This window comes from Wolbachia endosymbiont (group A) of Rhinocyllus conicus (genome assembly GCF_947250775.1).
Lineage (GTDB): Bacteria > Pseudomonadota > Alphaproteobacteria > Rickettsiales > Anaplasmataceae > Wolbachia.
In genome coordinates this window covers 454,367-476,267 of record NZ_OX366349.1, presented here as the reverse complement: position 1 = coordinate 476,267, position 21,901 = coordinate 454,367, and the positions used below count along the sequence as shown (strand labels likewise).

The 21,901-nt window shown below is 35.9% G+C and carries 21 protein-coding genes and 2 pseudogenes; 14 read left to right on the top strand and 9 right to left on the bottom strand.

Annotated elements, in window-relative coordinates; all coding sequences use genetic code 11:
* Position 1: 1 nt before the first annotated feature.
* On the bottom strand, positions 2-877 hold the full coding sequence (gene secF, locus OOK92_RS02430; RefSeq protein ID WP_264732072.1) for a protein translocase subunit SecF: 876 nt from the start codon (positions 875-877) through the stop codon (positions 2-4).
* 68 nt (positions 878-945) lie between these two features.
* On the opposite strand from secF, the gene OOK92_RS02425 reads away from it, so the two are divergent.
* Entirely contained in the window at positions 946-1,197 is a 252-nt protein-coding gene (locus tag OOK92_RS02425) for a hypothetical protein (protein ID WP_264736114.1), read from the top strand.
* Positions 1,198-1,339: 142 nt separating this feature from the next.
* On the opposite strand, the gene OOK92_RS02420 is transcribed toward OOK92_RS02425, so the two are convergent.
* A complete protein-coding gene (locus OOK92_RS02420; protein ID WP_264736113.1) occupies positions 1,340-1,471 on the bottom strand; it encodes a hypothetical protein in 132 nt (43 codons plus the stop codon).
* Positions 1,472-2,224: 753 nt separating this feature from the next.
* Positions 2,225-4,168, bottom strand: a complete 1,944-nt coding sequence (locus OOK92_RS02415) for a heme lyase CcmF/NrfE family subunit (protein WP_264736112.1) — start codon at positions 4,166-4,168, stop codon at positions 2,225-2,227.
* A 181-nt stretch (positions 4,169-4,349) separates the two neighbouring features.
* Between OOK92_RS02415 and OOK92_RS02410 the strand changes: the two genes are divergently transcribed.
* The 7 genes from OOK92_RS02410 (at position 4,350) to OOK92_RS02380 (ending at position 12,257) form a co-directional block, all read left to right on the top strand.
* The gene (locus OOK92_RS02410) at positions 4,350-5,591 is read left to right on the top strand and encodes a hypothetical protein (protein WP_264736111.1); all 1,242 of its coding nucleotides are present in this window, start codon (positions 4,350-4,352) and stop codon (positions 5,589-5,591) included.
* Positions 5,592-5,713: 122 nt separating this feature from the next.
* Positions 5,714-7,039 (top strand): dihydroorotase, encoded by a 1,326-nt coding sequence (locus OOK92_RS02405; RefSeq protein ID WP_264736110.1) that lies wholly within the window; start codon positions 5,714-5,716, stop codon positions 7,037-7,039.
* A gap of 1,000 nt (positions 7,040-8,039) precedes the next feature.
* Positions 8,040-9,224, top strand: a complete 1,185-nt coding sequence (locus tag OOK92_RS02400; RefSeq protein ID WP_264732084.1) for a dicarboxylate/amino acid:cation symporter — start codon at positions 8,040-8,042, stop codon at positions 9,222-9,224.
* Between the two features lie 3 nt (positions 9,225-9,227).
* Positions 9,228-9,824, top strand: a complete 597-nt coding sequence (gene pyrE / locus OOK92_RS02395; RefSeq protein ID WP_264736109.1) for an orotate phosphoribosyltransferase — start codon at positions 9,228-9,230, stop codon at positions 9,822-9,824.
* A gap of 105 nt (positions 9,825-9,929) precedes the next feature.
* Entirely contained in the window at positions 9,930-11,759 is a 1,830-nt protein-coding gene (gene typA, locus OOK92_RS02390; protein WP_264736108.1) for a translational GTPase TypA, read from the top strand.
* Positions 11,760-12,018: 259 nt separating this feature from the next.
* The gene (locus tag OOK92_RS02385; protein WP_264736107.1) at positions 12,019-12,147 is read left to right on the top strand and encodes a hypothetical protein; all 129 of its coding nucleotides are present in this window, start codon (positions 12,019-12,021) and stop codon (positions 12,145-12,147) included.
* A complete protein-coding gene (locus OOK92_RS02380) occupies positions 12,117-12,257 on the top strand; it encodes a hypothetical protein (RefSeq protein WP_264735821.1) in 141 nt (46 codons plus the stop codon). Before OOK92_RS02385 ends, OOK92_RS02380 begins: the two co-directional genes overlap by 31 nt.
* Before the next feature lie 142 nt (positions 12,258-12,399).
* On the opposite strand, the gene OOK92_RS02375 is transcribed toward OOK92_RS02380, so the two are convergent.
* Positions 12,400-12,525 (bottom strand): hypothetical protein, encoded by a 126-nt coding sequence (locus tag OOK92_RS02375; protein ID WP_264736106.1) that lies wholly within the window; start codon positions 12,523-12,525, stop codon positions 12,400-12,402.
* 207 nt (positions 12,526-12,732) lie between these two features.
* On the opposite strand from OOK92_RS02375, the gene OOK92_RS02370 reads away from it, so the two are divergent.
* Together OOK92_RS02370 and OOK92_RS02365 are read left to right on the top strand one after the other, a co-directional pair.
* A complete protein-coding gene (locus OOK92_RS02370) occupies positions 12,733-13,743 on the top strand; it encodes an Mrp/NBP35 family ATP-binding protein (protein WP_264736105.1) in 1,011 nt (336 codons plus the stop codon).
* A 60-nt stretch (positions 13,744-13,803) separates the two neighbouring features.
* Complete coding sequence (locus tag OOK92_RS02365) at positions 13,804-13,962, top strand: hypothetical protein (RefSeq protein WP_264736104.1); 159 nt, start codon at positions 13,804-13,806, stop codon at positions 13,960-13,962.
* A gap of 625 nt (positions 13,963-14,587) precedes the next feature.
* Here OOK92_RS02365 and OOK92_RS02360 read toward each other — a convergent pair.
* A complete protein-coding gene (locus OOK92_RS02360; protein ID WP_264735853.1) occupies positions 14,588-14,716 on the bottom strand; it encodes a hypothetical protein in 129 nt (42 codons plus the stop codon).
* Positions 14,717-14,987: 271 nt separating this feature from the next.
* On the opposite strand from OOK92_RS02360, the gene ubiH reads away from it, so the two are divergent.
* Complete coding sequence (gene ubiH / locus OOK92_RS02355; protein ID WP_253309980.1) at positions 14,988-16,136, top strand: 2-octaprenyl-6-methoxyphenyl hydroxylase; 1,149 nt, start codon at positions 14,988-14,990, stop codon at positions 16,134-16,136.
* 18 nt (positions 16,137-16,154) lie between these two features.
* Entirely contained in the window at positions 16,155-16,322 is a 168-nt protein-coding gene (locus OOK92_RS02350) for a hypothetical protein (protein WP_264736103.1), read from the top strand.
* Between the two features lie 613 nt (positions 16,323-16,935).
* Here the strand turns inward: OOK92_RS02350 and OOK92_RS02345 are convergent.
* The 4 genes and pseudogenes from OOK92_RS02345 to OOK92_RS02330 form a co-directional block, all read right to left on the bottom strand.
* Positions 16,936-17,937, bottom strand: coding sequence for a gamma-glutamyl-gamma-aminobutyrate hydrolase family protein (locus OOK92_RS02345; RefSeq protein ID WP_264736363.1), 1,002 nt, complete (start codon positions 17,935-17,937; stop codon positions 16,936-16,938).
* Positions 17,917-18,069, bottom strand: a pseudogene (locus tag OOK92_RS02340) (Rpn family recombination-promoting nuclease/putative transposase); the annotation flags it as partial. The gene OOK92_RS02345 and the pseudogene OOK92_RS02340, both read right to left, overlap by 21 nt.
* Positions 18,066-18,905, bottom strand: a complete 840-nt coding sequence (locus OOK92_RS02335; protein ID WP_264736362.1) for a group II intron maturase-specific domain-containing protein — start codon at positions 18,903-18,905, stop codon at positions 18,066-18,068. The pseudogene OOK92_RS02340 and the gene OOK92_RS02335, both read right to left, overlap by 4 nt.
* Complete coding sequence (locus OOK92_RS02330; RefSeq protein WP_264736102.1) at positions 18,886-20,568, bottom strand: recombinase family protein; 1,683 nt, start codon at positions 20,566-20,568, stop codon at positions 18,886-18,888. Before OOK92_RS02330 ends, OOK92_RS02335 begins: the two co-directional genes overlap by 20 nt.
* A 278-nt stretch (positions 20,569-20,846) precedes the next feature.
* Here OOK92_RS02330 and OOK92_RS02325 point away from each other — a divergent pair, with 278 nt between their 5' ends.
* Positions 20,847-21,701 carry a group II intron maturase-specific domain-containing protein gene (locus OOK92_RS02325; RefSeq protein WP_319803919.1) on the top strand — a complete coding sequence of 285 codons (855 nt, stop codon included), beginning with the start codon at positions 20,847-20,849 and terminating at the stop codon, positions 21,699-21,701.
* Positions 21,698-21,850: pseudogene (locus OOK92_RS02320) on the top strand (Rpn family recombination-promoting nuclease/putative transposase); the annotation flags it as partial. The gene OOK92_RS02325 and the pseudogene OOK92_RS02320, both read left to right, overlap by 4 nt.
* Positions 21,851-21,901: the final 51 nt, after the last annotated feature.

The following is a 21,901-nucleotide window of genomic DNA, read 5'->3' as shown; positions in this document are numbered from 1 at the left end:
TCTACAATCTACTTATCAAAGCTCTGTAGGTTAATATAGGAGCAGAAATAAATATTGCAGAACAAGTGCCAATCAAAATACCAAAAAAAATGATCAAGCTGAAGTCTCTCACTGCATCTGTGCAGATTAATGTCAAAGGAAGAGCAGCAAGAAGGGTTGTACCCGAGGTTAATATAGTGCGAAATAATGTAGCGTTGATACTTGCATCTACTATCTCACTCATCCGCCCACTTTTACCACTCTTGCAATACTCTCGAATCCGATCGTATATAATTACTGAGTTATTGATTGAATAACCAATGACAGTGAGGAGAGCTGCAACTGATGAAATATTAAACTCAATGCCAGTTAGGCTAATAAAACCAACAGTTAAAATCACGTCATGAATCAGTGCTGTTATTCCACTGAATCCACATTGCCAATTAAATCTAAACCAAACGTAAAAAAATATTCCAACAATCGCGATCAACATGGATAACATTCCTTCAAATATTTGTGTTGAGCTTATTTGTGGGCCAACATAGTCTATTTTACGATAGCTTATTGAGCTCCCCAGCTTTTCTTCTAGTATGCTTTTTATCTTTTTGATTTTATCTTCATCTCCTTCATCTTTAAAACGCATGACTAAATTATCACCCGCTTTTGAACTCTGCACTGTAAAACCATTTTCTTTTAATGCATCGAGAATAGAGTGATTCTCATCTGAAGATTTTATCTCTATCAAAATTCCGCCTGCAAAGTCTATGCCTAAGTTCACTCCACGCAGCACAACAGTGAGCATTGAAAAGATGATAAGAATAATGCTAACGAGTGCAGTCAAATCCCTATATTTACTAAACTTGATATCGAGATTATCTGGAATGAGTCTAAGTGCCATGCTATTTACTTAAAATAATCACTTGGATTTTATATACTTTTCAAAAAATTCACTAGTTTATTCTGTGATTGGACTTCTCTGTCATCCGAGTAGCTGACACTGGTTCACTCTATAATGGTATCACAGCAGTCCTACGTCATACCGCTGCGGTATCTCTAGATCCCGCTAACAAGCAGCGGGATGACGGTTGTCAGGCTAGTACCCCTATGATGTCATCCCAGTGCTTGACACTGGGATGGCTTTGTTGCATCGCTAGCTATGATGGATTAAAGATAAAAAAGATGGAGAATATCAGTAGCTTATTATTCTGGTATTTATAACAAGAACGGTCAGTGAATACCTAAATTTGAGTAAAAGAAATTTCACTACCACTCACTAATCCGGCTAAAATTCAAGAATTTCAATGCTTTAGCTATTTTCAATAGAATTAAGTTTATTAATATAAATAATAAATTACTATTCTTAAATTTGATCAGATTGATTGCAAAAAAACAAGATTTTCAATAGGTTGCTTATAATCCTAGCTATAGTTAGCCTTTCATAAGTAGCGATGCAACAAAGCCCACTGGGATCCAGAAGAAAGAATGGTGTCATGAAAGTAGCTGAGGTTTCCATCCAAAAGGGTGTCGTCCCAGTGCCCAGACTACTTGGATCCAGGAAACTTAACTCTACACTAAGTAAATGTACAATAAGAACTAGATTCCAGACTGGAATGACAGCGGTCCTACGTCATACTGCCGCGGTATCTCTTAGCCGCTAACACATAGCGGAATGACGAAGTTATCGTCATGCCACCGCGAACCGTCATACCGCCACGAACCGTCATACCGCGATTCATTCGCGGTATCTCTTAGCCGCTAACACGTAGCGGGATGACGGTTGTCGTTTAGCTATAAATATTAAGCAAACAAAAAAAAGGCAAAAGAAGCCCTAGTCATTGTCTATTTTCAGTATTTGGCGTTTTTTAAGTCTTAAACACTGCAATTTAGCTGCTTTTAAGTGCAACTAACTTAAGCTATAAATGTTTAAGAAATTCACTAAGCAGAAAAAAAGGCAAAAGAAACCCCGCGTTAGCTAGTTGTCACTCTCTAATCCTGCAAATTGGCGTACTATACTGTCTTAAACGACTTATAAGCGCGTTTCAGCTTGTGTAGGTAAAAACCTAGAAATATTGTGAAGACATAAGGTGCACATAGTGCAAAAAATTAAAAATAAGACGCCAACTACGTTGTTTTCTTGCTGTTTAATCTGCACAGATGAAGATAACTGAATACCTTCAATACCATGATAAGGGCGCTGGCGGAGTTTGTCAAGGAAGTTTTTTCGTTATAGTATAAAGGAGTCCTATTAAAATCTTCTCAATAAAGGCAAAGCAGCAAGGAGCGAACCAAAAGCGATAAGAAAGGATCCAAGCCAGGTTATAGACATTCCAGGTTTATAGTGCACTTTAGCTGCGATTTTGCTCTTACTCTTATCAATCTCTCCAATTACAACATAAATATCAGAAAGCAAATTGTGGTAGATACTGCTTTCAACATTTTTCTGACCTTCCACAAGGTAAAATCTATATTCAGGGGTTATCTCACCCAATATCTTATTATTCAGCAAATTCCTAATGTCCATTGTACCTCTCACTGCATGGAAATTTTTTTCTTTTATTAGCTCAATATTTTGCAAAGTAACTTTAAATTTATTGACTGTTATGCTATCCCCTATTTTTAAGTAATTTTCTTTTTTCTCCTGCCAACCAACTGAATAAGCTATACCAAGCACTAAAATTGCCACTCCAGCATGAGCTGCCATCATTGCATAGTAGGATTTAGAAACTTTTCTTGCTAATAAAATTGATTCACCAAATGCTACCTTAAATAAACAAATTCTTTTACTATATGCTTCTAAAACAAAGATTAATAATGCTATGGAGATAGTAATTGATAGCACAATTATTAGCTCCATGTGAAAGATAAACGGCAAAATAGCTGCAGCACTACAGAATGAAAATCTGTATTCACGAAATATTGGCAATAGACTATTTCCCTGCCAACGGCAGTATTGCCCGATCATGGTGAGCACTAGAATAGCCAGTGCAATAGGATTAAATAAAGAATTGTAATATGGTGCTCCAACTGAAATTAATTCACCGGTTAAATACTCAAGCACTGTAGGGTATAAAGTGCCAACGAACACGATGAAAAAGGCAGTAATAAATAATAAATTGTTCATCAGCATCATCGTAAGGCGTGAAAAGAATCTTCTACCCTCTGTCACTTGAGTAGCAGATTTCTTTTCAGATTCCAATATCGAATACTGGAAAGATGTGTGATTCTTTCTCGTAAACACTACAAATATTACTAAGCTACTGACTGTAATTACACCAAGTAGAGCTAATATATACAGTCCATACCTTGAGTCATCTGCAAACGTGTGCACTGAGGTGAGTATTCCTGAGCGGACTAGAAATGTTCCAGTTACACTCAATATAAAAGTTGTAAGCGTAAGTAAAATAGCGAAATTCCTTAAAGTATTGAAATTTCGTACAACGAGCAACAAATGTGTCAGCGCCACTGCAATTAGCCACGGTATCAAAGAAACGTTTTCCACTGGATCCCAAAACCAAAATCCACCCCACCCAAGTTCGCGATATGCCCACCAGCTACCCAAGCTGATGCCCAAAGTGAGCAGCGACCAAGAAATAAGTACCCAAGGCCTGACAATTTTAGCCCAAACATTTCCTTCAGTATTTGCAATTAATCCAGCTATAGAGAGCGAAAAAGGAACGCTAAATCCAAGGTACCCCAAATATAATATCGGTGGATGAATAGCAAGGCCTATATCTTGCAATATCGGATTAAAACCCAATCCATCTTTTTCAACGCTTGGCATTTTAGTGAAGGGGCTGGATTCAAGTAAAGTGAACAGTAAAAAACAAAAGCAAATCAAGCCTTGGGTGATCAAGGATACTTTCTTCAATTTACTGTCGTTATCAGTAAAAATACCCATCAGAAATAGGTAAAAGGTAAGCACTAATGTCCAAAGCAACATAGACCCTTCTTTATTTCCCCAAACTCCACAAATCTTATAGATCAAAGGTTTTGTTGTGTGTGAGTGGTAATATACGTTTTCGAGTGAGAAATCATTTGTAATGTGGCAGTAGATCAAAATAGCCATTGATGTTGATACACAAAAAAATATGGCAGTGGTAATAAACCGACAAGAACTAAGTGGTAAAAACAAATATGTCAAAGACAATAAGCAGGCTATGAGTAGCAATATATTCCCAAGTTCAGGCATAAAAAATTATAGTTTTTATATAAATAATATTACTGATGACAAGTTAGAAGTTAAAGTGTTAATTGACGCTTGCTATTGATGCTAGCATAATGCCCCCGTAGTTAGCTGTGCTAGTATTAATTAAAAATTAAATATTAAATCTTTATACTTTTATAGATAGCGTTAATATTGAGGTAACATTGTGGGTACAACTAAGATTAGTAAATTTCCATTCAATATAAAAGGTAAAGTGGCAAAACAACATGCCGAACCAATAGTTGAAAAAAATCTCTATACTATTTTAGGATTCAAAAGTAGAGAAGATTTTGAAAATAAGACAAGTAAGCTTGTTAATAAAAAAGTTTGGCAATCATTTGTTGACTGCTTTGCAAAAGAAATAGATTATGCAGCAACTGAAAAAGTTGTAAAAAACATCGTTTGTAACATTGCAAAGAGTGATCAAGGTAATGCTTTTACCAAAACTGAACATCTGATATTAAATGAAAAGCAAGATAATAAAAAGAGAGAAAAAGCGATTAGAAAAACTGTTGGTATTTTGAGAAAAATCAATCCAGAAAAAGCCTTCAATGAACTTTCAGTAATAAAAAAACAAGCTGAAGATTTTTTACAAACCGATTTTTATAAAGCTCAGAGTAAACCACTTCAAGGATTTGCTCCATCTGGTGGACAGCTCTTTGCGGAAGTTCTGAAATATATAGAAACACTAGAAAAATTATCCGAAGTAAAAAGAGAAGGGCTAGTTAAAGATTTCTTGTTAAATCATGTTAGTTCATTGAATAAAAAGTATCCTAAATCACAAGGTAAAAGGGAAGATGCTATAACAATACTATCAAGTAATGAGTTGAAGAATTTTTACAATAAAGGTGTAGAAGAAGGAATATTACAACCAATGGTATCTTACAAAGAATGCAGAAACCTGTATGACAAAATGAACCAAATGAAAAATGAATCCAAAAGTATAATTAAAAGAGAAGGACGGGAAGAAAATTTGAAGAAAATAGATAAGTCGATAGTCAGTGCAATTAATGACATAAAAAAACATAGAGAAGCAATCCTTAACTGTAAAGACTTTCAAAGTTCTTACATAAAAGAGAAAAAAGAACATCCATTTAGAGGCAACGCATGTCAAAAAATGATTGATATATATCAAGAGAGAATTGCTGGATATCAGGAGAAAATTCGTCAAAATTTAAACCAAATAAAAGCGATATTAAAAAGTGCGCCGCAAGAAATGGATGATGTGGAAGAATTAGAGGAAATAATCGATGGTATGCATGAAGCGAAGCAGTGTGATGAAAATTTTGACTCAGCTTTGATTTGTTTATCGAACATACAGAATGAGCTAGATATTCAACTGGAAAATCCTTCAACAGAGCTAAGAGTTTTTCATATTAACGTTAAAACTGAAGTAACTCGGTTATAAGAGCCAAATTTTTGGGACAATTTTAATTCAAGACAGCTCTCGCAACTTTAGTCTGCGTTTTTATTTGGTTGTGTTTTGTTAAAAAAACTTTAGATTTATTTTATAATCGATACTCAAATATAATGACTCAAACTTGGAATTTGTTGCAAACAGGGCAAAAGGAAGGCTATAAAATTGCGTATACTAATGCTCGTATTATCGACCCGGAAACTAAGCTTGATATAAAAGGTTCATTATTGACTGAAGGGGATAAAATTGTTGACTTTGGTGAATCATTATTTTCAACAAGTGGGGTCGATGAAACAATAGACTGTAAAGGGCTTGTTCTAATGCCAGGCCTTATTGACATTCACGTACATTTTCGTGAACCAGGCCAAGAACATAAAGAAACTATATATACAGGCAGCAAATCTGCAGCTGCGGGAGGCGTTACAACTGTAGTTTGTCAGCCGAACACTGTTCCAGCAATTGATAGCGTTGTTTTGGCTAAATATTTGAAATATAGAGCACTTGAAACTTCACATGTAAACGTTGAATTTTACGCTAAAATCACCACTTCGGAAGAAAAGTTGACTGAAATGGCACTTTTAAAGGAAGCAGGTGCGGTTGGGTTCACCGATGATGGCATGCCAGTTATGAACCCCATGATTATGAGACAGGCGCTGCTTTATTCAAGTATGCTGGGTGTCCCTATTGCTCAACATGCAGAAGATTTAAATTTGTCAGCAGGTGGTGCAATCAACGAAGGTAAAATTTCTGAAGAATTGGGAGTAAAGGGAATCTTGAGTGCGTCAGAATCGATTATGGTAAATCGCGATATACTGCTCATGAAAGATATGGAAAATGTGCACTACCATATTCTACATGTCTCTTCAAAAGATTCACTTGATGCTATTAAACGTGCAAAAGACTTGGGATTAAATGTTACGTGCGAAGTAACCCCTCATCACTTCACTTTGACTGAAGATATAGTAAAGCAACATGGAGCAATTGCAAAAATGAACCCGCCACTTCGCACTGAAGAAGATCGTTTAGCTATGGTTGAAGGTTTAAAGACAGGTGTGATTGATTGCATTGCAACCGATCACGCTCCGCATGATCGTAGTTCTAAAGATCTGCCACTTGAAAATGCTGCATTTGGTATTGTTGGTCTTGAAACAATGCTGCCCCTTTCACTTGAACTCTATCACAGTGGGCAAATGGGTCTACTTGATGTGCTCGCAAAATTGACATATAAGCCTGCAGATATAATACACATACCACGTGGTCGTATACAAAAAAACCTTGCTGCAGACTTAATTTTAGTTGACCTCAATCATGAATGGGAAATTAAAACTGACAACTTTGCTAGTAAATCAAAAAATTCCCCTTTCGATGGGCGCAAAGTAAAAGGGCACGTGGTACGTACTGTTGTGTCTGGCAAAACTATATACTCACAGAAAAGTTAGTTATCATACCTTATCTATTCCAATTTGTTATCACCAGAATGGGCTAAGTGCACCTAAATTTAAATTAAGAAATATTAGCCAATTCCACTAGACTTCTTGCATAACCATATAATAAACTTTTATTGGGAATAGAAACGAAAAACTTCCTTGACAAACTCCGCCAGCTCCCTTATCATGAAACTGAAGCTAATTATTTATCTTCGCAATCTCTGCAGTGGATTAATAACAAAAAAACTTAATGTATTTGGCGTAAATCATGCTTAATTTTTTGCACTATGTGCACCTCATGTTTTTATAAAACTTTTAGGTTTCTACCTATACAAGCCGAAACGCGCTTATAAAGCGTTTAAGACAGCAAAAGACGTCAAATAGACAAGGGAGAATTTGAATACTAGCTACCTTAGGGTTTCTTTGCCTTTTTTTCCACTTAGTAAATTTCTTAATGTTTGTAATTTAGGTTAGTCGCATTTAAAAGCGGCTGAATCGCGGTTATTAAGCGTTTAGAATAAAAAAACGCCAATATTTTGAAGTACATATAAATAACTAGTTAACCATGGGGCTTCTTTTGCCTTTTTTTTCATTCGGTAAATTTCTTAATATTTATGGCTAAACGACAATCGTCATCCCGCTGCTTGTTAGCGGGATCTATGTTAAGAGATACCGCGAATGAATCGCGGTATGACGGTTAAGTAGGGTGTCATCCCAGTGCCCAGACATTGGGATCCAGGTTGCTCACAAGCAAACTAGCATAGAAAAACGTTTTCGATGAGATTGCAGAAAGGCTGGATTCCAGTATCTGGGCACTGCCGTCATAAAGGAACCAGTGTCAACTACTCGGATGATACCTTTTTCTACTTAGTTTGGGTTATGCAAGAAGTCTACTGTCTCCGAATAAACGCATCCTCTTATCTTTTCCTAATTTGTAAAGTTATTTTGTCTATCAATCTGATTCCAAAACAGCAAAATTGTTGTATAATGTTACTTTGAAGTTTTATTTTCAATGCACAAGTTTGCAATACTCTTTTCTATACTGTTTGCAATAGTTGCTTACTATTTAAACAGTGAGATTATATTTGAAATAGCAAAGCTGTTTAGTGACATATTTGTTAGTTTGTTGAAATTAATAAGTTTACCTTTAGTTTTTCTATCAATAGTTTCCACAATTTCAGGACTTAAAGACTCAATCGAAATTAAAACCTTAGTTAAGAAAACACTATTTTATACGCTGCTTACAACTATTATAGCTGCGTTTGTTGCATTATTGTTTTACCTGCTAATAGACCCAGTGAAAAAAAATTTCATATGTAACACGATAGGAAGTTTGGATAATAACAATTACAGTTACTTTTCATACTTAAAATCACTCATTCCTTCGAATTTTGTGCAAGTTTTTCTTGAAAATAACGTTATTGGTAGCATATTGATCGCTTTTTTGATGGGTGGAGCTATTGTTTCACTTTCAAAAGAAAAGCAGGACATATTACATCAAATATTCTCTGCACTTTTCGATACGTTACTTAAAATTGCTCAGGGGTTACTAAAGCTTGTTCCACTTGCTGTGTGGTCTTTTATTACATGTTTTTTGCACGAATTAAAAGGTGGTAGCGAGTTCTACAGTCTTTTATGGTATTTTGTTTGCATAATGTCTGCAAATTTTGTGCAGGCATTTCTGATTTTACCGCTACTTATGTGGTATAAAGGCATATCACCAATTCAAACGCTGAAAGGGGTTATGCCGGCACTCACACTTGCGTTTTTTTCTAAATCATCCAGTGCAACATTGCCAACAACTATAGACTGTGTGCAAAATAAGCTAAAGGTGCCAAAGAAATTGTCGTCCTTTATTTTACCAATATGCACAACAATTAATATGAATGCATGTGCTGCATTTATACTAATCACTGTAATGTTTGTTGCAGAGATGAATGGATGCGCATTTTCCTTAAGCGAAATGTTTATATGGATTTTTTTAGCAACTAGTGCAGCAATTGGTAACGCTGGAGTGCCGATGGGGTGCTATTTTATGGCAACCAGTTATCTCATGTCGATGAATGTTCCTCTGCATATTATGGGACTGATTTTGCCTATTTATACAATCATCGATATGTTTGAAACTGCAATAAACGTGTGGTCTGATATTTGTATCACTCAGATAATTAATAAAGAATGTAATAGTGAAACTTAAAAAATGATATTAGACGAAAACAACCTAATAATAAAAGAATTTAAAGAAGCAGAAGCAATTTTGCATGGGCATTTTGTTTTATCTTCTGGATTGCATAGCAATACATATATACAATGCGCTAAAATTTTTGAAAATCCAAGCAGAGCCATGAAAGTTTGCGCATTACTGGCAGATAAAATAAAAAAAGAATTAAATAGCTCCATAGATTTAATATTATCTCCTGCAATTGGCGGAATAGTTGTAGGTTATGAGATTGGCAGGCAGCTTGGAATAAAGACAATGTTTTGCGAGCGCGTTAATGGCAAGTTTGAATTACGCCGTGGATTTAAGATCAAAAAGGGTGAGAAAATATTACTTATCGAGGATGTGATAACCACAGGCAAATCTTCACTTGAAGCAGTGAAATGTGCAGAAGGGGAGGGAGGTAAAGTCATTGCTGAAGCTTCTTTAATAAAGAGGAATAGTGAAACGAAACTGCCTTTTCCTGTCATATCTTTGATTGAACTGAACATCCAAAACTACAGCGAGGAAGAACTTCCAAGTGAATTAAAACAACTACCCATAATAAAACCTGGGAGTAGAGAATATTTAACAAAGTAATCCTATAATATCTTGGAAACACAGCACTTATACACAGCTTTAGTTATTTACTCCAAGTGTATTTTATGTATACTTATTACTAAATTAATTTTGAAATGATAGAAAATGAACGAATTTAAATCGATCCGTAATATAGCAATAATCGCACACGTTGACCACGGTAAAACTACTTTGCTTGATAACATGTTAAAACAAAGTGGCACGTTCCGTGAGAATCAAGAAGTTCAAGAGCGAGTTATGGATAGTGGCGACCAAGAACGTGAGCGCGGAATTACAATACTTGCAAAATGCACATCAATAATGTGGGGTGATGAAAAAATCAATATTATTGATACGCCAGGGCACGCAGACTTTGGTGGAGAAGTAGAAAGGGTATTGTGCATGGCAGATGGTGTGTTGCTGCTGGTTGACGCTGCGGAAGGTCCCATGCCACAAACTAAATTTGTGTTGTCAAAAGCACTAAAAGCAAATTTGAAGCCAATTGTGATAATCAATAAGGTTGACCGACCAGACAGCAGAATTGATGAAGTATTAAATGAAATATATGAGTTATTTTTTAACCTTGATGCAACCAACGAGCAGCTAGATTTTCCAGTGTTGTATGCTTCAGGTAGAAATGGTTGGTGTGCTAAGGAGCTTTCTGATGAAAGAAAAGATTTAAGCCCATTATTTTCAACGGTTATAGATTATATAAAACCTTCTGTTTATGATCAAAATGCCCCTTTTGCTATGTTGGTCACTCTACTTGAGTCTGATAAGTTTCTTGGCAGAATATTGACAGGAAAGGTTTATCAGGGCGTTGCAAAAGTCAATTCAGATCTTAAGGTACTTGATCTGGACGGTAAAGTAATTGAACGAGGGAGATTAACTAAGTTGCTCTCATTTTCTGGCTTGAAACGTATTCCAGTAGAACAAGCTGTGGCGGGAGACATAATTGCAATTGCAGGACTTGAGAAAGCTTCAGTTTCAGACACTATAGCAGCACCAGAGGTTACAACTGCAGTAAGCTCAACTCCAGTTGATCCGCCGACGATGGCGATTACTCTGAGTGTTAATGATTCACCTTTTGCCGGACAAGAGGGAACAAAGCTTACCTCAACTGTTATAAAGGATCGTTTATATGCAGAAGCAGAAACAAATGTTGCAATTACCGTAACTTTGGCATCAAGTGGTGAAGCGTTTGAAGTAGGTGGACGTGGTGAGCTACAGCTTGGAGTGTTAATTGAAAATATGAGGAGAGAAGGTTTTGAGCTTTCAGTATCACGCCCTCGCGTGCTATTTAAGGAAGAAGATGGCAAAAAACTTGAACCTATAGAGGAAGTAGTAATTGATGTAGATGATGAATATAGTGGAATCATCATGGAAAAACTCAGCTTCCGAAAAGGTGAAGTGACTGACATGAGACCTTCTGGTAATGGTAGGACAAGATTAACGTTTTTAGTGCCATCAAGAGGATTAATTGGTTATCAAGGAGAGTTTTTAACTGATTCTCGGGGCACAGGCATAATTAACCGTTTATTTCATAGTTATGCTCCACATAAAGGTCCAATTTCTGGAAGGCGCAATGGAGTTTTAATTTCTACAGATAAGGGTGAGGCTGTGGCGTATGCAATTTTCAATTTGCAAGACAGGGGAATTATGTTTATCAAGCCACAGGATAAGGTATATTGTGGCATGATTGTCGGCCAGCATAGCCGTGACAATGATTTGGAGATAAACGTGCTAAAAGGTAAGCAATTAACAAACGTAAGAGCTTCAGGTAGTGATGAAGCCATAAAACTCACTCCTCCAAAGATAATGACACTGGAGGATATGATAGCGTATATAGATGATGATGAATTGGTGGAAGTAACTCCAAAATCTATACGTTTACGCAAGAAATTCCTTGATCCAAATGAACGTAAGCGTGCAGGAAGGGCAAAGAATAAGGAGTAGAGGTTTCTTTTTGCAGGTAATTTTCGTAGCAGCGTACTATCTCGCTTGTCAAGCGTTTAAAACATAAAAAACGCCAATATTTTAAAGCGGATAATAACCACGGGGCTTCTTTTGCCTTTTTTTTCATTTGGTAAATTTCTTAATGTTTGTAGCTAAAGTAACTTAGGTTCACCGACAACCGTCATCCCACTACGTGTTAGCGGCTAAGAGATACCGCGAATGAATCGCGGTATGACGGTTCGTGGCGGTATGACGGTTCGTGGCGGTATATTCGTCATCCCGCTACGTGTTAGCGGGATCTATGTTAAGAGATACCGCGAATGAATCGCGGTATGACGTGGGACTGCTGTCATTCCAGTGCTCCTTTTTTTGTCATCCCAGTGCGTGACACTGGGATGGCTTTGTTGCATCGCTACTTATGAAAGGCTAACTATAGCTAGGATTATAAGCAACCTATTGAAAATCTTGTTTTTTTGCAATCAACCTGATCAAATTTAAGAATAGTAATTTATTATTTATATTAATAAACTTAATTCTATTGAAAATAGCTAAAGCATTGAAATTCTTGAATTTTAGCCGGATTAGTGAGTGGTAGTGAAATTTCTTTTACTCAAATTTAGGTATTCACTGACCGTTCTTGTTATAAATACCAGAATAATAAGCTACTGATATTCTCCATCTTTTTTATCTTTAATCCATCATAGCTAGCGATGCAACAAAGCCCACTGGGATCTAGAAAAAAAGAACCAGTGTCAGCTACTTTCATGACATCATCATAAAGTAAACCAGTGTCAAGCTACTTGGATGACAGGAGAAGGGGCTACTTGGATGACAAGAAAGAGGCTACTTTCATGATACTGTCATAAAGTGAACCAGTACTTGGCTTGTGTTCTAGGCAAAACCTGCTATAACATTTAACATACTGTTTCCGAAACAAATGTTCCGCACTGGGATCTGCTATGTAAGAGGTCTAATGATCAACGAAGAAATTGTAAGAGAGAACTTAAAAAAAGTCATAGAGCAAAAAAGCGGTAAAGATGTGATCGCTCTTGGCATAATATCCTCAATCATTATTAAAGGCGGGGACATTGGTTTTGCGCTTGAAGTTGCCGGTAACACGCAAGCAAACGAAGAATTAAGAAGAAATTGTGAGCAAGCTGTTAAAGCTATACCGGGGGTGACAAAAGTGATCGTGGTTGCTACTTGTCAAAAACAAACTGGGCAACAAAAAGCTAAATTACATATCGAAGGAGTGAAAAATATAATCGTTGTGGCCTCTGGTAAAGGCGGTGTGGGCAAGTCCACAGTTGCGCTAAATCTTGCTCTCTCATTAGCAAAGTTGAAACATAAAGTTGCGCTGGTTGATGCAGATATATATGGTCCTTCAATTCCTAAAATGCTTAGCACTGAAAAATTAAAGCCAGAAATACAGGGTGGAAAAGCAATACCTATAGAAAGGTATGGACTGCATACTATTTCAATCGGCTATTTTGTTGACAAGGATCGTGCAGCAATATGGCGCGGACCTATGATCACAAAAGCACTTTATAATCTGCTCATGGGAACAAAATGGTCCGATATAGAGTATTTGATAGTTGATACACCACCTGGAACTGGCGATGTGCATTTAAGTCTTATGGAAAATTTTAACTTAACCGGGGCGATAATAGTTTCAACTCCACAGGAGCTCTCTTTAATCGATGCTCGCAAAATTTATGATATGCTTAAAAAGCTCAGTATACCGATTATTGGCATTGTGGAAAACATGAGCTATTTTACTCAAAGCGGCTCAGAAATATACATATTTGGAAAAGACGGCGCAAAAAGAATGTCTGAGGAGCTGGGCATCAAACTATTAGGCAGGATTCCTCTGGATCCACAAATATGTCATGCTTCTGATTGTGGAAATCCTTTAATGCTAAGTGAAGATTTGGCAGAGATTTATGAAGACATTGCTAAAGATGTTATAGCTAAAGTGGCTTAGGTTTACCTACAATTTGAAAAACCGTCATTCCGCTACTAGTTAGCGGAATTTATACCGCGAATGAATCCACAACTGTACGAACATTGTCTACCAGAAGGGTGTCATCCCAGTCTGGGATGGCTTTGTTGCATCGCTACTTATGAAAGGCTAACTATAGCTAGGATTATAAGCAACCTATTGAAAATCTTGTTTTTTTGCAATCAACCTGATCAAATTTAAGAATAGTAATTTATTATTTATATTAATAAACTTAATTCTATTGAAAATAGCTAAAGCATTGAAATTCTTGAATTTTAGCCGGATTAGTGAGTGGTAGTGAAATTTCTTTTACTCAAATTTAGGTATTCACTGACCGTTCTTGTTATAAATACCAGAATAATAAGCTACTGATATTCTCCATCTTTTTTATCTTTAATCCATCATAGCTAGCGATGCAACAAAGCCGTCTGGGATCCAGGAATTTTATTAAGTATAAAAATAGCTGTTTTATGTTAAAATACAACGTTTTGATGATTATGGAAAGGCTGGATTCCAGACTGGAATGACATCATCCTTTTTTCTGAATTCCAGTGTCAGCTACTTCCATGACATCATTATAAAGTAAAATGAGATCCCAGTGGGCTTTGTTGCATCGCTAGCTATGATGGATTAAAGATAAAAAAGATGGAGAATATCAGTAGCTTATTATTCTGGTATTTATAACAAGAACGGTCAGTGAATACCTAAATTTGAGTAAAAGAAATTTCACTACCACTCACTAATCCGGCTAAAATTCAAGAATTTCAATGCTTTAGCTATTTTCAATAGAATTAAGTTTATTAATATAAATAATAAATTGCTATTCTTAAATTTGATCAGATTGATTGCAAAAAAACAAGATTTTCAATAGGTTGCTTATAATCCTAGCTATAGTTAGCCTTTCATAAGTAGCGATGCAACAAAGCCATCCCAGTGTCACGCACTGGGATGACAAGAAAGGGCTACTGGGATGACAAGAAAGGGCTACTGGGATGACAAGAAGAGGGCTACTGGGATGACAGGGGAGTTGCCTTTTTTCTACTTAGTTTGGGTTATGCAAGAAATCTAATATGATTACTTCTATGCTTAGCCATTTTCAAGACAGGTTCTAAGAGACTTAATTTGTATATAGGAAAACCTTAAAGTCTTTTACTCATAGTATACAAAGTTTGTTTAAACTATTTTCAAAATAGATAAAATATAATTTTACAATTAGCGTGAATAAAATGAATTATGATGTAATCATTTCAGGTGGTGGGTTGCTTGGTCTTATTACTGCAATTGGCCTCAGTTGTGACTCTGTGTCTGTAGCTGTGATTGAAAAAAATAGTCTACCACGTGTAGTAGATGACAACCGAGCATTTGCTATTTCTCAAGGCTCGAAAAAAATATTGGAAAAATTAGGGATTTGGCAGTTTATAGAAAGCGAAGCTGAGCCAATACTTGATATATGCATATTAGATGCGGTTACTGTGCATTACAATCATAAAATGGTTGGTGAAGAACCAATGGGTTATGTTATTAACAATGCTACTATATGGAATGCAATCAACAATAATTTTCTGAATAAACTAAATATATACTCTCCACATTCCTATAAAACAATTGCTTGTGATTCAGGATATGTGGAAGTTATTCTTGATAATAACCAGGAATTAATATCATCGCTACTTATCTGCGCTGAAGGCAAAAACTCTAAACTACCAGAGTTATTTTCTATACCGACAGTGAAATTTGATTATAAACAAAGTAGCATAGTATTTAATGTAAAGCATGAACTGCATCACCAAAACTTAGCTGTAGAGCGTTTTTTTCCTGGCGGTCCATTTGCAATTCTACCGATGAAGGGTGGCTATACTTCTTCAATAGTTTGGACAGAAAAATCTGGAATTTCAAAAATGCTAATGGATCTGTCTGAAGAAGAATTTATTATAGAGCTCAAAAAAAGATTTGGTTCTTATTTAGGAGAGATAAAATTAGAGGGTGAAAGAAAACTTTATCCTTTAAGTTTTGTTTTCGCAAAAAAGTTATATAAGGGTAGAGTTTTGCTTATCGGCGATGCAGCACATTCAATTCATCCAGTTGCAGGTCAAGGGCTTAATCTTGGAATTAGAGATGTAGAAAGTGTTATAAAGCACATAGTTGCTGCAAAAGCATCTGGTATTGATGTTGGCAGTAGTTATTTATTAAAGAAAATTTCACGTAACAGATACTTTGATAATTTTACAATGGCGCTTGCAACTGATGGATTAAATAGGATGTTCTCCAACAGAATATTCTGTGCTAAAGCACTAAGAAATCTTGGCTTGATTGCAGTTGAAAATTCAAATTTTCTCAAAAAAAGCTTCATTCGGCATGCTATGGGATTTATATAAACTACTATTTTATAGCTAATGCAAGTCATACCGCCGCGGTATCCACAACTGTACGAACATTGCAATTTGGGCCTACCAGGAGGGTGTCATTTTCCTGTCATCCAAGTAGCTGACACTGGTTCCTTTATGACGGCAGTGCCCAGACACTGGGATGGCTTTGTTGCATCGCTAGCTATGATGGATTAAAGATAAAAAAGATGGAGAATATCAGTAGCTTATTATTCTGGTATTTATAACAAGAACGGTCAGTGAATACCTAAATTTGAGTAAAAGAAATTTCACTACCACTCACTAATCCGGCTAAAATTCAAGAATTTCAATGCTTTAGCTATTTTCAATAGAATTAAGTTTATTAATATAAATAATAAATTACTATTCTTAAATTTGATCAGGTTGATTGCAAAAAAACAAGATTTTCAATAGGTTGCTTATAATCCTAGCTATAGTTAGCCTTTCATAAGTAGCGATGCAACAAAGCCCACTGGGATCCAGCTTCTATGCAACTTAATTAAAAACGTTTGTTTTAGCGTAAGACAACTACCTTTAGCTCATCAGCTCAGTTATAAGCAAAATTTCTGGATTCCAGACTGGAATGACACCATTTGCTGTGCAATTTACCTTCAAAATGAATGTTCGTACAGTTGTGCGCAGTACCTCTAGATCCCGCTAACAAGCAGCGGGATGACGAATTTGTCGTTTATCAAATTGTAGGTAAACCTAAGCCACTTTAGCTATAACAAGCAGCGGGATGACGAATTTGTCGTTTATCAAATCGTCGGTAAGCCTAAAGCTATAGCCATTAAGCACGATAAAGAAAATCATTTATAATCGCTATAGCAACTAGTGTAGACACTTGACGTTCCTTGTGATTTGATAAATAGAGGTTTTTATCTGATTTTACAACAAGAGCTTCTGGATGACATTGAAAGTAAATATTACCGTGCTTATCTTCAATAGCCTCTATTACCCCATCACTGGAAAATGCTGCAACTTTATATCCAAGTAACTCCAATTTTCTTCTATTTTCTGGTGTATTACTTACTGCCCCTGAATGAGCATCTGGAAAATATGTTGAAAACCAGCCATTTTCATTAGGTATTAAGAATTTAGCTACTAATTCCGCTAAACGACTGTTTGGAACGATCTTTATCTGCTGGAGAGGTGCATCCTCTTTATGTGGATTAGATGCTGATTTTAAATGAGATCTTCGCTTCTCTTCATCACTCACAACACTCACTACTTCAATTCCCTTTGCATTCATTATGCCTTCACATATGCCAAGTAAATGAATTGCAGGGTTATCATCCACTATTTTTGCAATTGCTTCAGTAACAAGCTGGCGACAAGGAGTGGGTGCTGAGTGTAAATTATCCGGAATAAATATTCTATTTATTTTGTGCTCTTTAATAAACTTTGCAACTTCAATTTTTATTCGGTCTAATGTCAGCTTCTTTGCCAATGTTTCATCTTGTTTTGCAAGATTAAGTGACTCTGTCTGAATTTTTTTAAGGCTAATTATCTTATTATAATCAATCAGTACAGTCTTAACCCCAAAGTTATTAAACATCTCGTAGATATTTTGAGATAGCCCAAGCTCATGTGCTTCTTCCGTTTTCAACAAACCAACAACTATGTCATTATTTACTGTATTTTCTGCCGTCAAGGCAGTTGACGCTGGTTCTTCTTTTCTGGTTACATGTTGAGATGCCGGTTTTTCACTAACGCCAGCATCAGTAATATTGCTTAATAATAGAACTATAATTAATAAGATCTTAAATACTTTATTGTAATATTTATACACCATAACTTGGTTAGGTAAGGAAGTAGTATTACTACTACTCCCTCCCTTAGAAACGCAGCATGCAGGTTTCCCAGCACTGCGCTTGAGCCCCTTATCTAAGTTCTTCTTTTCTCGAACCGGCTTGTCTTTCATGATTCCTCGGAAAACAGCATCTTTAGTGGTGACACTAACAGTAGAGAACCTTCTCTTGAGAAAGAGCTTGCTAACATTCTTGTTCGTTTCACTCTTTTATCAAAATACTTTTTCCATTTTAAGTCAAGTGGATTTGCATCCGCCCTGATTTTAATGTGACGTCTAATAGGAATATCGCTTAGTTTGAGTAAGCTCATAAACCTTATTTCCTTTGGTTTGTTCTTGCATACAGAAGTAGCAAAGACCCATTGACGATGATTCGTTACTTTGAAGTAGCGATTCTTTATCCAACGTAACCCTTTACGGGGATGTCTTTTCTTTGCCCATTTCCATAAACTATGCCAAATTTCATTGTCGATCTTACTAAACGCTTTTTTAGCACACACATGACGGTAATAGTTTCCCCATCCTCTTAGTAGAGGATTGAGTGATTTAATTACTACAGCTTGTGAACTACCTATATTTGCTTTTATTAATGCACGCGCTTTTTTAAGAAACCTCTTAACACTTTCCTTCGAAGGCGTAATAATTAATTTCTTGCTGTATCTACGTACATTACAACCGAGAAAATCGAACCCTTTTGTAATAAATGTAATCTTTGTCTTTTCTTCTGACAGAGCTAGACCTCTCTCACAAAGGAAGGATGATACTAATGGCTTGACTTCATCTTCCAGTACTTCACATGTGTTTCCTGAGATGATAAAGTCATCTGCGTATCTGATTAAATTTACTCCACTTCTGATTTTTTCTCTTCTTTTGCTACCTAGTTTACCAAAACGACTTTCTAATAATTTTTCAAGACCATCTAAGGTAAAGTTAGCTAGTACTGGAGAGATTACCCCGCCAACAATGTTGCAAATTTTTCTTTTCTTCTCGATTATTTCCAGGAGAGTTTGGTAGCTCTTTTACACGAAATACCACATTTACGTCCTCAAGGTTAATTTCAATTCTCTTGACTAACGTTCTAATAATATCACGTTTAGTTAGCCAGTCTGCGTTATCAAGGTTTGATGTAATATTGGAAGAAAAGTCTTCTAAATTGGTTACAACCAAAGTTAATTCCTGTTTTAATTTCTTTTGATCGAATATCCTTTTCTTCTCCTCTTCAATTGTTTTTAAACTTTGTTTCATTGCTTTAATTCGTGGTTCAAATTCTTCTTGATTAATATATTCTTGAGCATAACTATCAATAAGTCTAGCAATACCACGTTTTAATTTATTTTCTTGTTTCTCTAGTAAATCGCTTTTTTGATCCCATGATGATTTTTTAAGCTCTGAAAGTCTACGCCTGTATTCTTCTAAAACCCTATTTGGATTTTTCAATAAATGCTTAACCTCTTCCCAAACGGCTGTTTCTAATGCATCTGTACGAATGTGTTTATTATCACAAATTTTATTACCACCAAAACGGTAAGAATCTCTACCAATACAACGATAATAAGCATAATGATCAATTTTTTCTCCTCGCTTATTTCTTACAGGACTTCCGTAATATGCATAACGACAACGCTTACATACGATTAAACCTTGTAGTAAATATTTTGCTCCTCTTTCTCTTGTCCTTGCTATTTTTCTATTCTCAGCTAATTGTTCTTGAACTATATCAAATACATCTTCGTCCACTATATTTGGCACTTTAACATAAATCCAATTTGCTTTTTCAACAGAATAGGTAGAGTAATTATCTTTCGGTTGTTCACAAGAATGTTTCTGTGGTCTGATATGTTGTAACTTTATACCTACTTTTGTTTTACCAAAAGCCGCTTGTCCTTTGTAAGCAGGATTTTTTAACATACCCCAAATCACACTTCTATCCCAGTACTTTTTTCCTGTTCGTGTTATAATAGACATAGTGTTTAGCCGACGACACACTTCCCCAATACTTGTCCTTTCTCTTCCTATCCACAAAAATACTTTCCTAACAACATTAGCTTCTTCTTCGTTTATTTCAAATAAAGCTTGTCCTCCTCCCATATATTTATCTATATAACGATAACCATAAGGAGCTCCTCCCATTACGCTTACACAACCTTTATTAGCTGCATAAATCTTTCCGCGACGACTTCGTTCCATAATTTTCGCTCGTTCATATTCTGCTATCATACCTTGCATTTGTAACAGCAATTGAGATTCTGGATTATCGTTAATCTCATAATTTAAGAAAACCGTTTCTGCTCCTGCTTTCTCAAATTCTTCAAGTAATACCATTTGATATGCATATTTTCTAGATAAGCGATCAGGTGAATGAATGTAAATTCTATCAATTTTACCTTCTGTTACTTTATCACGTAACTTTTCTAGATCAGGACGGACTAGATTAGATCCACTGTAGCCATTATCAATAAATTTATACTCACTTAATAATTTGTATCCATCCGTACTAATTTGCTTCTCTAAAGCTGCAACTTGACTTGCTATTGTATTTTCTTGTGCTTGTTTCCCCGAAGAAACTCTTGCATATAAACTCACTGTTACCATTTGATCCTCCTTGAATCCCATTTTTATGTTTTAAATTTTTTTGGCTTACTTGCTTTGACACGGCTTTTTCATAAGCATCTAACAAATACTTTTCTGCCAACCGGTTAGTTTCATAGCTACAGCTAATCCGTATAGCTAATCTCTTATTTCCCATGAACTTTCCTTGAAATAATATGTTCATATCATTCATTGAAACTGATGGTTAATTGATTGTTGGCACTATAAATAAATGGCACTCTTGTTTTTGGACATAGAAGTTTTCGAGAAATGCTTTTCTCTAATTTTACGTTTTTTGCAACATTGTTGGCGGGGTAATCTCTCCAGTACTAGCTAACTTTACCTTAGATGGTCTTGAAAAATTATTAGAAAGTCGTTTTGGTAAACTAGGTAGCAAAAGAAGAGAAAAAATCAGAAGTGGAGTAAATTTAATCAGATACGCAGATGACTTTATCATCTCAGGAAACACATGTGAAGTACTGGAAGATGAAGTCAAGCCATTAGTATCATCCTTCCTTTGTGAGAGAGGTCTAGCTCTGTCAGAAGAAAAGACAAAGATTACATTTATTACAAAAGGGTTCGATTTTCTCGGTTGTAATGTACGTAGATACAGCAAGAAATTAATTATTACGCCTTCGAAGGAAAGTGTTAAGAGGTTTCTTAAAAAAGCGCGTGCATTAATAAAAGCAAATATAGGTAGTTCACAAGCTGTAGTAATTAAATCACTCAATCCTCTACTAAGAGGATGGGGAAACTATTACCGTCATGTGTGTGCTAAAAAAGCGTTTAGTAAGATCGACAATGAAATTTGGCATAGTTTATGGAAATGGGCAAAGAAAAGACATCCCCGTAAAGGGTTACGTTGGATAAAGAATCGCTACTTCAAAGTAACGAATCATCGTCAATGGGTCTTTGCTACTTCTGTATGCAAGAACAAACCAAAGGAAATAAGGTTTATGAGCTTACTCAAACTAAGCGATATTCCTATTAGACGTCACATTAAAATCAGGGCGGATGCAAATCCACTTGACTTAAAATGGAAAAAGTATTTTGATAAAAGAGTGAAACGAACAAGAATGTTAGCAAGCTCTTTCTCAAGAGAAGGTTCTCTACTGTTAGTGTCACCACTAAAGATGCTGTTTTCCGAGGAATCATGAAAGACAAGCCGGTTCGAGAAAAGAAGAACTTAGATAAGGGGCTCAAGCGCAGTGCTGGGAAACCTGCATGCTGCGTTTCTAAGGGAGGGAGTAGTAGTAATACTACTTCCTTACCTAACCAGGTCGCTAAAACTAAAGGATTTGAAAAACATACTGTAATTGCTGTTGAATGATGGAGAGACATACTCCATTATTTTAAC